Below are 12,135 nucleotides of genomic sequence, written 5' to 3' on the forward strand. Positions count from 1 at the left end.
CCGCGAACCGAAATCGGATCGTCAGGCAGCGATGGGCGGCGCAATCGTCCGTTCAATCGGCGACATCCGCTTCACGCCCAGCGGCGCAGCCGTGTTGCCCGTGCCAGCCGGGTCACGATGGCGGGACAAGCGGACAGCAGAGCTACACCGCCAAGCCGCAGCAGCCGGTATTCCTGCCAATGCTGAAGCATCATCGCGCGTCTGATCTGGCCCTGCACTTCCTGCAGATAAGATGCGGTATAATCGCGAACATCGCCGCCTTGCAGCACGCACCGGGACGCGACGAAGGCGCTGCGCAGCGCCAGCGCCATGCCGTCCCCGGTAAGCGAGGCCGTCATGCCCGCCCTGTCGCCCAGCAGAAACATGCGCTCGTCCGCCGCCGGGCGCGCCATCCTGCCATAGGGGAGGTTGGAGATCGCCGCAGGCCGCGCCATCAGCGGCTCGGCATCGCGCAGCCATTCGCCGCAATAAGGCAGGGCGCAAAGCATGGAAAGCACCGCATCCCAGCTCCCTCCCAGTTCGCCCAGCCGCACCTTGCGGATGACCAGGCACAGGTTCGCGCGGTCATCCTCCACCGGCTGAAGCCCTGCATAGCCGCCGTCGAACAGGATCAGCCTGATCGTCCCGGCGAGCGCGCTTCGTGCCTGAGGCGAAAGCCTGAAATGCATCTTGAAGCCGACGAACGGATCCTCGCCGCCATCCGCCTCGTCCCGCTCGCCGCGAATGCGGTGCTTGCCGGTGGCGAGCAGGACCGTATCGCCCTCGACATCGCCCGCGCTGGTGCGGATGCGCTCGCCCTCGATGGCGTTCACCCTTATGCCGCGCCGGATATCGACCCCGGCACCGGCTGCCCGTTCCAGCAACGCCTCGTCGAGGCGAAAGCGGCTGAGGCCGAGCGCGGTGAACGGCAGCGGCGCTTCCACCAGCCTCGGCCCCGACGCCAGTTCGACCCTGTCGATGGGCGATCCGCCAAGCGCGACAGGATCCATCCCCAGCGCCTCCAGATGATCGCGCGCCTCGATCGACAGGAATTCGCCGCAGACATTGTGGTGCGGACCGGTTTCGCGTTCGATCAGCGACACCGACCGGCCTGCCCTTGCCAGCAGGATGGCCGCGCCGCTTCCGGCAAGACCGCCGCCCAGCACCAGCGCGTCAGTCATCGCGCCCCGTCAGGGTGAACCGGAAGCTTTCGGCGGCAAGGCCGGGTCCGAAGGCCATGGCCAGACCGTTCTGTGGCGCATCGCTCTGGCCTCGCTCGCGCAGCAGCCGCGCCAGTACGAACATCAGCGTGGCCGAAGACATATTGCCGAAATCGTTCAGGACCGAGCGCGAACCGTCCAGCGCATCGCCGTCAAGGCCGAGCCCGTTCTCGACCGCGCCGAGGATGCTGCGTCCGCCCGCATGGACGGCCCATAAATCGAAGTCGCCGGGCTTCAGCCCGCGCAGAAGGCCATCGGATGCGCTGCTGGCAGCCTCGCGCCGCAACGCCTCGGCAATGCGGGCAGGGACCTCCCCGCCAAGATGCATGTCGAAGCCCTGATCGCCGATATCCCAGGTGATGGCATCGGCGGTCGCCCCGATGGTCGCCGCGCGAAAATCGGTCAGCGCGATGCCCCCTGCGTCCGCGGTGACCAGCGCCGACGCCGCCCCGTCGCCGAACAGCAGCATCGAAAGCAGCTTTTGCAGATTGTCGCTGCGCTGGAAATGCAGCGAGCACAGCTCCACCGTCACCACCAGCACGCGCGCGGAGGGCGTGGAGCGCACGATATGATGCGCCAGCCTCAGGCTGTTCACGGCGGCATAGCAGCCCATGAAGCCGACGACCGTGCGCTCGACACCGGGGTCGAGGCCCATCCTCTGCACGATAGACTGGTCGAGTCCGGGGGCCATGAAGCCGGTGCAGGATGCGACGACCAGATGGGTGATGCCCGCCTCCGCGATTCCGGGATCGAGCGCATGGATGGCCGACACGGCCAGTTCGGGCGCATAAGTCTTGTAGCGCGCCATGCGCAGCGCCGTGCTCGGCCACTCGCCGGTGCCGTAGAACCCCTCGGTGTCGGTGATCGTACCGTCGGGCAGGGTGACGGGCTGCAGATAGGAAAAGCGCTGACCGATGCCCGAACGCTCGACCATGCGTTCGAACAGGCGGCGTTCGCGCTTGTCCTCGATGGTGTTGGTGACGAAATCGACGAATGCGGCATGCACCGCGTGGGGCGGGTTCGCGGTGCCGATGCGGTTGATATGGGCGGTCGCCGTCACGCCCGCGTCCCGACCAATACGGCGTTGAGCCCGCCGAAGGCAAAGCTGTTCGACACCAGCGCATCGGCGTCAAAGGCCTGCCCCTCGAGCTCAAGCGGTATGTCGCAATCGGGATCGGCACCCAGATGGTTGAGCGTCGCCGGCGCGAACCCCTCGGCCAGCGCCCGCATGCCGAGGACGAATTCCACCGCACCCCCTGCACCGATCATGTGGCCATGCGCCGATTTGGTCGCGATCACGCGGTGCCGGTCCAACCCCGCGCCATAAATCTTGCGCAGCGCCGCCGCCTCGGTCGGGTCGTTGAGCGGCGTGCCGGTTCCATGCGCGGAGATCAGCAGCGTAGCGCCCTCCGCGATCCCAGCATCCTCATGCGCGATACGCAAGGCGGCGGCCATTCCGTGGGCATCGGGCGCGGTCATCTGTCCGGCATCGCTGCTGGCGCCATATCCCGCCAGCCTGCCCAGCACCGCCGCGCCGCGCGCCTTTGCATGGTCCTCGCTTTCCAGCACCAGCATCGCCGCGCCTTCGCCCAGCACCATGCCCTGCCGCCCTTGCGAGAAGGGGCGGCATGTATCGGGCGCCAATACGCCCAGCGATTGCCATCCCGTCCACGATCCGCGCGTCAGGCACGCCTCCGCGCCGCCGGCAATGGCGACATCGACGCGGCCAGCGCGGATCATGTGCATCGCCTCGCCCAGCGCATGGGCCGATGAGGCGCAGGCGCTGGATATGGTGAAGACGGGGCCATGGATGCCGCGAAGCATCGCGATATGCGCCGACGGAGCCGCGATCATCGAACTCGGGATCGTCTGGGGATGAACCTTGGTCTGCCCCTTGCCGAACAGCCGTTCATAGGCGGTTTCAAAGCTGGCATTGCCGCCGCTGCCGCATCCCACGATCACCGCCGTCCGGTGATCGAGCGCGGGATGGCCGGAGATCCCCGACTGCCCAATCGCTTCTTCGGCAGCGAGGAGCGCGTAAAGCGACAAGGGATCGAGCTTGCCCAGCCGCCTGATGTCATCATGCGCAGGCGGGGCGAGATCCGCTGCGTCCGGGATCGCCGCGGCGCATCCCTCCATGCCGCCGCGCGCGATCGGCGCGATCGCGCCCTGTCTCGCGGCAAGCCGTTCCCACGCTTCATCGACGCCAATGCCAAGGCCGCTGACGCAGCCCATGCCGGTGATCACGACATGGCGGTTCACGCTTCCGTCTTGTCGCGGATGCGCCGGACCAGCTGGCCCAGCGTCATCTCGGGCGCGATCTGATCGGGCTCGATCTTTACGCCATAGCGGTCCTCCACCTCGAACAGCAGGCTGACCATGTCGATCGACGAGATGTCCAGCGTGGCCAGCGGCGCGTCCATGTCGAGGTCTTGGCGGGGCAGACCGGTTTCCTGCGCGATCAGCGCCAGGATCTCTTCGTCGTTCATCGGTTCCGGTCCTTGCCTACGCGTGTCCAATGCTTGATCCTGCACACGAACAGCACGCATCCTGTCACGTCGAGGCGGTCGGGTGAAGCCAGAGCGATCCGCGCGCGATAGCTTCGGCCCGCTTTGGGATCATAGGCCTCGCCATCGTCCCAGCGCCCGTCCTTTCGCTGCAGGCCCGACAATATCCTGACGCCCACCAGCTTCTGATTGCGCAGGGCGGGGTCGGGGTTGTTGACGTCCTTGTCGGGCGCGGCGGGATCCAGCACCTTGACCAGCGTCCCGCACAGCTGCGAGCCGCAGGGCGCAATCTCGATAATGCCCGACCGGTCGTCGGTCAGCCATTGGCCAAGGACGGAGGGGGATTTCTGCTGGGCCGTGGCGGGCCCGCCGGCTGCCAGCAGGGCGAGGGTAAGCGCGAACGCCGTGATCCGGATGGTCAAGGGATAATCATCGCATCAGTTACTCCGCCGGTGGGGAATCCTCGGGCAAGCATATGCAGTGCACTATCCCGCAGCCGGTCATGAATTGGAACCCGCTGCCGCATCGCTTTGTTCCGCCATGGAACTCGTGCATCGTGGCGACCACGCTGCATGGCACGCTGGAGGGACTGCGCAAACGGGATGCCGACATGAAAAGCCTTGCCGTCCGGTCCCGACAGGAAGAGCAGATGGATGCCGCCGATCTCGACGCGGCGACCTATGCGCAGGTCCTGCGCGGTCTTGCACGGGTCAATCGCTGGACCTTTACCGGCCACTCGGTGTTGCCGTTTCTGAAACGCTTTGCGGGCAGGCTGGACGGTTTCTCGCTGCTCGATGTCGGATTCGGGCAGGGGGACATGCTGCGCGCCATCGCCCGCTGGGCGCGCAAACGCGGGATCGAGGCCAGACTGGTCGGCGTCGATCTCAACCCGCGCAGCGCCCCCATCGCCCGCGCGGCGACGAGCGCCGGGCTGAACATCGATTTCCGCACCGGCGACTATGCCGATCAGGGCGACCGGTTCGACTATATCGTCAGCAGCCAGGTTGCCCATCACATGACCGATGCGCAGCTGACGGCATTCATCCGCCATATGGAGGATACGGCCCTGCGCGGCTGGGTGATCGGCGATCTTCATCGTCACCGCCTGTCCTATCAGTTCTATCCGCTGCTGGCGCGGGCCATGGGCGTCCACCGGATCGTCCGCGAGGATGGCCAGCTGTCGATCGCCCGCTCTTTCCGCCCCGCCGAATGGACGTTGATCCTGGCCGAGGCGGGCCTTTCGCCTGAGCAATTCCGGATCGTCAGGCGGTTCCCCTTCCGCCTAACGGTGGAGCGCGACAGGTCCGCCGCCGCCGGGGAGTAGGCCGCGCGGGGGGCAACCTCCGGTTGGCTTCCCGCTTTGCGGCTGGCAGGCTGGCTGCATGACCAATGATCCTTACGAACTGAACCGCTTCGTCGACGCGCAGCGGGGAGTTTATGAGCAGGCCCTCGCCGAGATCCGGCACGGCGCCAAGCGCAGCCACTGGATGTGGTTCATATTTCCGCAGATCGCAGGGCTGGGGCAAAGCAACATGGCGCGCCGCTTTGCGATCGGCTCGCTGGACGAAGCGCAAGCCTATCTGGGCCATCCCGTTCTGGGGCCGCGCTATGAGGAATGCGTTGCGGCGTTGCAATCGCTGAGCGACACGACTGCTGAACGGGTCTTCGGCGGCGTCGATGCCATGAAGCTGAGATCCTCCCTGACATTATTTGCCCGCGCAGGGGACAACGCCCTTTTCCGCGAAGCCATCGAACGCTGGTTTTCCGCGCCCGACGAACGAACGATTGAGATCCTCGCGCAGCAGTCTTCGCCCGCTGAGGGGGATGGCGCAGGCTAACGCCACTGCCGTTTTCCCCGACCCGGTTCAGGGTTCGCCGTTCTCGGCCCGCTCCGAGACAAGCAGGCCGCCATCAGCCATCAGCGCCATGGTGAGCCGGTCGGCCGACAAGGCGTCGGAGGACCCGTCGAACACGTGGACATTCGTGAACTGGATCGCAGCGGACGGGGCGTCCTGGGCGGACAGCGGCGAGGCGATGACCGCGGCCAGCATCGTCAGAAGGCAGGCGAGCAGAGCCCGATTTGACATCATGCTCATCATTTCGACCCCTCTGGAAAACCAGACTCGATACGGGGCCCTGTATGCAATCAATGCTGTATTAGGGGCAATAAAATTAGCAGCTTCAGCGCCTGTATTTAGACGGTTCTTCCGCGGCCCCGCGGACGCGATGAGGCCGCAAACGCCTCGCCAGCGAAGCCAGATCCTGACGCCAGTGCATCCTGGCGCGCTCCAGACTGGCCATCAGGGCAATGCCAGAGAAAATTCCCGCCACGGTGACCAGAACCGGAAAGACAATGCTGCCGCGTATCGCGTCGGGCGTCAGGGCCTGCAGGGGGCGGTCGACCCATGTATGGACAAGGTAGATGTAAAGGGACGAGGCCGCGATCAGGAACACCGGCCTTGCCAGAACGCGCGGAACCGGCACCTCGCGCATGAACAGGATGATGAAGGCCTTGGCGGCGATGAAGACAGAACTATAGAGGCCGAAGATCGGGACGTTCAGCATCGCCAGCCCCGCGATCGCCGCCAGCATGGCAAGCCGCATTCCCCGCCGCGGTTCGGCAGACAGGGCGATGCCGATGTAGAACAGCGGGATCATCGCCAGCGGATTGGTCTGGAACACGCGAAGCGAGGTCGGCGTGAACTCGAGGTTCTGGGGCGACACGACATAGGGCATCGCCAGCCGCACCGCGAAGAACACCGCCGCCGCCGCGCAGACGAAGGCGAATTGCGACGCGGCGCTGCGGAAAAACCGCCCGACCGCCCATTGCAGCACGAATGTCAGCATCAGCAGCTTCAACAGGCTGTGCAGATACCAGTAGATGACCGAACTGCGGATGATCGTGCTGCCCGGCGGAAAGTCCAGCAGATCCGCAAAAAGCAGCGCGCTCGGCCACGAAAACGGATGGCCGAGGAGGAGCGTCGCCAATATCGCCGAAGCGACCGAGAACAGCGCGGTCAGCGGCAGCAGGCTCTTGACCGGGCCCAGCATGCGCGATGCGAGATCCGGCCGGAACATCGCATCCCATTCGGATTTGCCGAATAGATAGCCCGAAACCATGAAAAGCGCGGCGGTCACCCCATTGCCAAGATTGGTCAGTTCCGAGTGCAGCGCCGTGCCGAGGATGAAGACCTGCCGGGGGAGCATATAGGATGGCAGCCGGTCGGCGAGATAGGCTTGCACTTCCTGCCCGCACGGCAGGCCCGGACCCGCGCCACGCGATGAAGCAGGCCAGCCAGAACAATTTCGCGTGCCTGATGGGCAGGGCACAGGCCTCGGCCACGCCGGGATGGGCGGCAAGCTGGCCGGCGATCTCTGACGGATCGACGCGAAAGCCGCAGATCTTGACCTGATCGTCCAGCCGCCCGGTCACTACTACATCGCCGCTCTCCAGCCGGTGGCCAAGATCGCCGGTTAGATACAGGCCGCCATCGCCGCCTTCGTCCGCCTGGCCGGTCCGCTGGATGATGCGGCCATCCTCGACGTAGCCCAGCGACAGACGTCGGGAGATTCCGGGCGACAAGCTCCGCGCGAACACGGCATTCGCCATAGCTGAAGGTCCTGCCGCGATATTCGATGCAGGCGGCGTCGGAATAGAGCGCGGCATTGCGGAAGAACGCCGAATGCAGCAGTTCGTTCGTCTGCTGCCGATCCTCTGCGCGAGCCGCCGCATCGCCGATGACATGGCTCATGGCAAGCAATAGCGCGAATTGCGACGCAGCCTTTTCATGGCACCCCTGTAAACCCCACACGCAAGAAATTGTTTTCTGGCGCGCTGCACTCTGGCACTGTGCAATTATGCTTAATGACCGGCATGAACGGTGACACTTGTGGCCGGTGACAATTGATGATGGGTCCGATGCTCTAAAGTCGAAAGCGCTGACTTTTGCTCTTCTTGAAATCGCCTGTCATGCGGCGAGATTGTCTTTGGCGCGCCGACGCGTCAGAACGGGCGGATGGATGAAGACATTATCCGGCTCTACGGCCTCCCGCATTCCCTCTACACCGCCAAGGCACGCGCCTATCTGCGCAAGCAGGGCATCGCCTATGACGAGGTGCCGCCGACCGACGCGCGCTTTGCCGAACGCATCGTGCCGGCCATCGGGCGCGCGATCATACCCGTCGTCGAATTGCCGGACGGGACCATCATTCAGGACACGGTCGACATCATCGATCATTTCGAACGCATGGCAGAGGTGCGGTGGTCCGCCTATCCGGTCGATCCGGCGCTTCGCATGCTCGCCCATCTGTTCGAACTCTATGCTGTGGTGGGGCTGACGCGGCACGCGATGCATTACCGTTGGAGCTATCTGGACGAGCAGCGGGCATTCCTGACGCAGGCCTTCGCATCCGGCGGCGACGAGGCGCGCGCGCAGGCGACTATGGGACGCATGCAATCCTATCTGCCGATGCTGGGGGTGAACGCGGAGACGATCCCGGCCATCGAGGAGAGCTTCCGCGAGTTGCTCGATACGCTGGACAGGCATTTCGCGCGCCATGCCTATCTTCTCGGCAACCGGCCCTCGATCGGCGATTACGCGCTGTTCGGTCCGCTTTTTGCGCATCTGGGGCGCGATCCGGTGCCGCTGGCGATCATGCAGCATCGCGCCCCGCGCGTGTTTCGCTGGACGGAGCGTATGCACGCGCCGGACCTCGACCTCGTCGAATATGCGGATGACGGTTCGGGCTTTGCGCCTCTGCCGGATCTGCTGGCGACGCTCGACCCGCTGCTGGGCCAGATCGGCGGCGAGATCCTGCCGGACCTGCGCGACAGGCTGGCATTCCTGCGCGCCTTCGTGGCGGACGGCAAGGCGCATCCGGGCGAGCCCGTCACGGCAAAGCCCCACCAGCGCGTCATCGGCGAAGTCGAAACGCGCTTTCGCGGCGCGGCCTATCGCGGCGGGGTCCAGCCTTATGCCTTCTTCCTGTGGCAACGGCTGATCGGCGCAGCTGCCGACGCGCCCGAACTGGCCGATGTCTTCGGCAGGCACGGCCTCGATTTTCTGACGGATTGCGATTTGCCGATTCGCGTCGAGCGCCGCGGACATATCGAGGTATGGGCCGCCTAGGCCGGACTTGGGGGGGGCGCTTCAGTGCGGATCCGGGCGGTCATCCGGCACTCGATCCGCACAGGTACAATGCGCCGGACCGCGGCCGCCCGCGTATCGTTTGGCGCAAATCACCAAATTTTGATAATCGGGTATGGACAATAGCCGCAGAAAAGCGAACTATTGACAACACCGGTACGCAACAGCGGCCGGATTGCCGGAACAAGGGAGAGGATTATGATCGAACGCCGCGACTTGCCCCGTCCGCCGGGTGCGGTGCTGGCGATGCTGCTGCTGGTCTATATCTTCAATTTCCTCGACCGGCAGATCCTCGCCATTCTGGCCGCGCCGATACAGGCCGATCTGGGCCTGTCGGATGCGCAGATGGGGCTGCTGGGCGGGATCGCCTTTGCGCTGCTCTATTCGACGCTGGCCGTGCCGCTCGCCTCGGTGGCCGACCGCACGAGTCGAAGCTGGGTCATCACCATCAGCCTGGTCATCTGGAGCGGCTTCACCGCCGCCTGCGCGCTGGCGCAGGGGTTCTGGCATATCTTCCTTGCCCGGCTGGGCGTCGGCGTGGGCGAGGCGGGCGGCGTCGCGCCGTCCTATGCGCTGATCGGCGATTACTTCCCGCCGCAAAAGCGCTCGCTGGCGCTGGCGATCTATTCGATGGGGATACCGCTGGGATCGGCGGGCGGCATTCTGGCGGGCGGCTGGATCGCCGCGACCATCGACTGGCGGCTGGCTTTCGTGGTGGTCGGCTGTGCGGGCATCGTGATCGCCCCGCTGTTCAAGATCGTGGTGCGCGACCTGCCGCGCCCGGTCGCCGCCGCGACGGATGTGCCTGATGCGGCAAAGATCGGGACCGTGGCGCGCGTGCTTGCGCGCAAGCCTTCGTTCTGGCTGCTGTCGTTAGGGTCGGCTTCGGGGTCGATGCTGGGCTATGGCATATTGTTCTGGAAACCCAGCCTGATGATCCGCAGCTTCGGCCTCGACCTGCTGCAGACGTCATGGTTCCTGGGCGCGCTGATGCTGGTGGGCGGGGTCATCGGTACGCTGACGGGCGGCATGCTGGGCGACCGCATGGGCGCGCGCAACAAGGCGTGGTACGGACGGCTGCCCGCGATGGCCTATGCGATCGCGACGCCGTTCTTCGTCACCGCGATCTTCATGACCGACAATCTGTTGCTGGCGTTCCTGCTGTTCCTGATCCCGCAGGCGATGGCCTATGTCTGGCTGGGCCCGGTGCTGACGGCGGTGCAGCACCTTGTCGCCCCGGCGCAGCGCTCGACCGCGTCCGCGCTGTTCCTGCTGATCAATAATCTGCTGGGATTGGGCGGTGGCATCTATGTGCTGGGCCAGATGTCCGACCTGCTCGCTCCGCAATTCGGTACGGAGTCGCTGCGCTGGTCGATGATCTTCGGGCAGCTCCTCTATCTGGTGGCGGCGGTGCTGATGCTGCTGGCATCGCGCAGGCTGCGGCAGGATTGGGTCGAGGAAGCCTGAAGGTCCGACGACAAAGCCGGTTGCCTCTATTCAAAAACAGGGTATGTTGATGGCGACGCTCCGCAAAAGGGGTGCGCAATGGCGGAGAGGCCGATGGCTTGGCATTTCGACAATGGACCCGCATTCAATGACAGCGCAAGGCCGCGGCGGTCGCAGGCGCGTGAGCGGGTGATCCGCAGCGCTGCCTATGCGCCGGTTGCTTTCGGGCATTGCCGCGACGAATCGACCCATGTTCAGAATATGCGGTATTGCGACGGCGCGCTTCATTCCGCCAGCGGGGGCAGCGCATGAGCGGGACCGTCGCTGCCTCCATCCCCGCATCGGTCGATGTCGATGCGCCCGAATCCGCGGCGCTGCGCCGCATTCCGGTGGGCGCGCAGGTCAGCTATGGTTTTGGCGCGGTTGCCACCGGCGTCAAGAATGCCGCGTTCTCGGCCTATCTGCTGCTGTTCTACAACCAGGTCATCGGCATTCCCGCCGCCATCGTGTCGGTCGCCATCGCGCTGACGTTGCTGGTCGATGCGGTGGCCGATCCGGTCATCGGGCGCTGGTCGGATTCGACCCGCTCGCGCTGGGGGCGGCGGCATCCGTTCATTATCGGATCGGCGATCCCGACCGCGTTCTTCTTCATGCTGACATGGTTTCCGCCTGCGGGATTGACCGATGTGCAGACCGGCATCTGGATCTTCGCGCTCGCCTCGCTGACGCGCATCTCGATCTCGATGTTCGAAATCCCGTCGAGCGCGATGAACCCCGAGATGACATCGGACTATGCACAGCGCACCCGGCTGTTCTCGCTGCGCTACTGGTTCGGCTATGTCGGCTCCTACGGCTTCCTCGCCTTCAGCCTCGCGGTGTTCTTCGTCGCCACGCTGGAATTCCCGCGCGGCCAGCTTAATCCCGAAGGCTATGCCAAGTTCGCCATCGCCGGCGGCGCGCTGATCTTCGTCGCGATCCTGGTCTGCGGCTTCGGCACCAAGAGCCAGATCGCCCATATGCGGCAGGCCCCGGTGGGCGAACCGAAGTCCAGTGCGATGGGACACCTGCGCGAGATGGGGTCGGCCTTCGGCAATCGCGGCTTTCTGGCGATCTTCGGCTTTGGCGTGTTCAAGTTCACCGCGATCGGGCTCTACAGCGCCTCGACGCTCTACTTCTATACATATGTCTTCGATTTGGGTGCTGGGCAGATCGCGCTGCTCACGTTCGATTCGCTGGTCGCGGCGACGATTGCCGCGCCGCTGGCGCCCAAGTTCAGCAAGTGGTGGGGCAAGCGTACGACATCGATGGTGATGGCCATCGTCGGCATTACGCTGGGCATATCGCCGCTCGCGCTGACCTATCTGGGGCTGTTCCTGCCGGTGGGGCATCCGCTGCTGGTGCCGGTGCTGTTCGCCATCGGCGCATGCTATGGCGCGATGATCGCGGTGTCGCTGATCAACACCAGTTCGATGCTGGCCGACGTGGTCGAGGATCATGCGGTGCGCAGCGGCAAGCATGCGGCGGGCGTGTTCTTTGCCGCGGCCAGCTTCATGCAGCAGTGCTCGACCGGCTTCGGCATTTTCGCGGCGGGGTTGGTGGTGTCTTCGGCGGGCATCCCGGAAAAGGCCGATCCCGATGCCGTCACCTTCGCGATGGAGCAGAGCCTGCTGGCGCATTACATTCCCGCCTCGCTGGGATTGTGGACGATCGGCACGCTGTTCCTGCTGTTCTACCCGATTACCGAGGCGCGGCACCGCGAGAATGTCGCGCGTATCAAGGCGGTCGAGGCCGCCGAAAAGGCACGCGTCGTGCGCGATGCCGGCACCACGTAAGGAC

The 12,135-nt window shown here is 65.2% G+C and carries 12 protein-coding genes; 5 read left to right on the forward strand and 7 right to left on the reverse strand.

The genetic code is table 11. The annotated features are described in order from the left end of the window. Positions 1-71: 71 nt before the first annotated feature. From AC4FIJ_RS11515 to AC4FIJ_RS11535, 5 genes are read right to left on the reverse strand one after another with little or no spacing between them, the layout of a single operon-like run. Positions 72-1,160 carry an NAD(P)/FAD-dependent oxidoreductase gene (locus AC4FIJ_RS11515; RefSeq protein WP_490336873.1) on the reverse strand — a complete coding sequence of 363 codons (1,089 nt, stop codon included), beginning with the start codon at positions 1,158-1,160 and terminating at the stop codon, positions 72-74. Then, positions 1,153-2,259: a type III polyketide synthase gene (locus AC4FIJ_RS11520; protein ID WP_490336874.1), complete on the reverse strand. Its 1,107-nt coding sequence runs from the start codon at positions 2,257-2,259 to the stop codon at positions 1,153-1,155. Before AC4FIJ_RS11520 ends, AC4FIJ_RS11515 begins: the two co-directional genes overlap by 8 nt. After that, positions 2,256-3,461, reverse strand: a complete 1,206-nt coding sequence (locus AC4FIJ_RS11525) for a beta-ketoacyl-[acyl-carrier-protein] synthase family protein (protein WP_490336875.1) — start codon at positions 3,459-3,461, stop codon at positions 2,256-2,258. The genes AC4FIJ_RS11520 and AC4FIJ_RS11525 overlap by 4 nt, the downstream gene beginning before the upstream one ends. Continuing rightward, on the reverse strand, positions 3,458-3,688 hold the full coding sequence (locus AC4FIJ_RS11530; protein WP_490336876.1) for an acyl carrier protein: 231 nt from the start codon (positions 3,686-3,688) through the stop codon (positions 3,458-3,460). Before AC4FIJ_RS11530 ends, AC4FIJ_RS11525 begins: the two co-directional genes overlap by 4 nt. Beyond that, positions 3,685-4,128, reverse strand: coding sequence for a DUF2147 domain-containing protein (locus tag AC4FIJ_RS11535; RefSeq protein WP_490336877.1), 444 nt, complete (start codon positions 4,126-4,128; stop codon positions 3,685-3,687). The genes AC4FIJ_RS11530 and AC4FIJ_RS11535 overlap by 4 nt, the downstream gene beginning before the upstream one ends. A gap of 188 nt (positions 4,129-4,316) precedes the next feature. Here AC4FIJ_RS11535 and AC4FIJ_RS11540 point away from each other — a divergent pair, with 188 nt between their 5' ends. Both AC4FIJ_RS11540 and AC4FIJ_RS11545 read left to right on the forward strand, forming a co-directional pair. After that, a complete protein-coding gene (locus tag AC4FIJ_RS11540) occupies positions 4,317-5,030 on the forward strand; it encodes a methyltransferase domain-containing protein (protein WP_490336914.1) in 714 nt (237 codons plus the stop codon). 58 nt (positions 5,031-5,088) lie between these two features. Beyond that, positions 5,089-5,544, forward strand: a complete 456-nt coding sequence (locus tag AC4FIJ_RS11545; RefSeq protein ID WP_490336878.1) for a DUF1810 domain-containing protein — start codon at positions 5,089-5,091, stop codon at positions 5,542-5,544. A 27-nt stretch (positions 5,545-5,571) separates the two neighbouring features. Here AC4FIJ_RS11545 and AC4FIJ_RS11550 read toward each other — a convergent pair whose 3' ends face one another. Then, the gene (locus AC4FIJ_RS11550) at positions 5,572-5,793 is read right to left on the reverse strand and encodes a hypothetical protein (RefSeq protein ID WP_490336879.1); all 222 of its coding nucleotides are present in this window, start codon (positions 5,791-5,793) and stop codon (positions 5,572-5,574) included. Positions 5,794-5,887: 94 nt separating this feature from the next. Continuing rightward, on the reverse strand, positions 5,888-6,949 hold the full coding sequence (locus AC4FIJ_RS11555) for an acyltransferase family protein (RefSeq protein ID WP_490336880.1): 1,062 nt from the start codon (positions 6,947-6,949) through the stop codon (positions 5,888-5,890). Positions 6,950-7,722: 773 nt separating this feature from the next. Here AC4FIJ_RS11555 and AC4FIJ_RS11560 point away from each other — a divergent pair. The 3 genes from AC4FIJ_RS11560 (at position 7,723) to AC4FIJ_RS11570 (ending at position 12,131) form a co-directional block, all read left to right on the forward strand. Then, the gene (locus AC4FIJ_RS11560) at positions 7,723-8,835 is read left to right on the forward strand and encodes a glutathione S-transferase family protein (protein WP_490336881.1); all 1,113 of its coding nucleotides are present in this window, start codon (positions 7,723-7,725) and stop codon (positions 8,833-8,835) included. Positions 8,836-9,051: 216 nt separating this feature from the next. Next, complete coding sequence (locus tag AC4FIJ_RS11565) at positions 9,052-10,320, forward strand: spinster family MFS transporter (protein WP_490336882.1); 1,269 nt, start codon at positions 9,052-9,054, stop codon at positions 10,318-10,320. A gap of 287 nt (positions 10,321-10,607) precedes the next feature. Beyond that, positions 10,608-12,131 carry an MFS transporter gene (locus tag AC4FIJ_RS11570; RefSeq protein WP_490336883.1) on the forward strand — a complete coding sequence of 508 codons (1,524 nt, stop codon included), beginning with the start codon at positions 10,608-10,610 and terminating at the stop codon, positions 12,129-12,131. Positions 12,132-12,135 lie beyond the last annotated feature (4 nt).

It is taken from the genome of Croceicoccus sp., assembly GCF_983967925.1.

What these genes read in the sequence shown, in the direction of transcription:
- AC4FIJ_RS11515 (WP_490336873.1), bottom strand. Translation starts at nt 1,160, where the DNA reads ATGACTGACGCGCTGGTGCTGGGCGGCGGTCTTGCCGGAAGCGGCGCG.
- AC4FIJ_RS11530 (WP_490336876.1), bottom strand. Translation starts at nt 3,688, where the DNA reads ATGAACGACGAAGAGATCCTGGCGCTGATCGCGCAGGAAACCGGTCTG.
- AC4FIJ_RS11540 (WP_490336914.1), top strand. Translation starts at nt 4,317, where the DNA reads ATGAAAAGCCTTGCCGTCCGGTCCCGACAGGAAGAGCAGATGGATGCC.
- AC4FIJ_RS11545 (WP_490336878.1), top strand. Translation starts at nt 5,089, where the DNA reads ATGACCAATGATCCTTACGAACTGAACCGCTTCGTCGACGCGCAGCGG.
- AC4FIJ_RS11550 (WP_490336879.1), bottom strand. Translation starts at nt 5,793, where the DNA reads ATGTCAAATCGGGCTCTGCTCGCCTGCCTTCTGACGATGCTGGCCGCG.
- AC4FIJ_RS11560 (WP_490336881.1), top strand. Translation starts at nt 7,723, where the DNA reads ATGGATGAAGACATTATCCGGCTCTACGGCCTCCCGCATTCCCTCTAC.
- AC4FIJ_RS11565 (WP_490336882.1), top strand. Translation starts at nt 9,052, where the DNA reads ATGATCGAACGCCGCGACTTGCCCCGTCCGCCGGGTGCGGTGCTGGCG.
- AC4FIJ_RS11570 (WP_490336883.1), top strand. Translation starts at nt 10,608, where the DNA reads ATGAGCGGGACCGTCGCTGCCTCCATCCCCGCATCGGTCGATGTCGAT.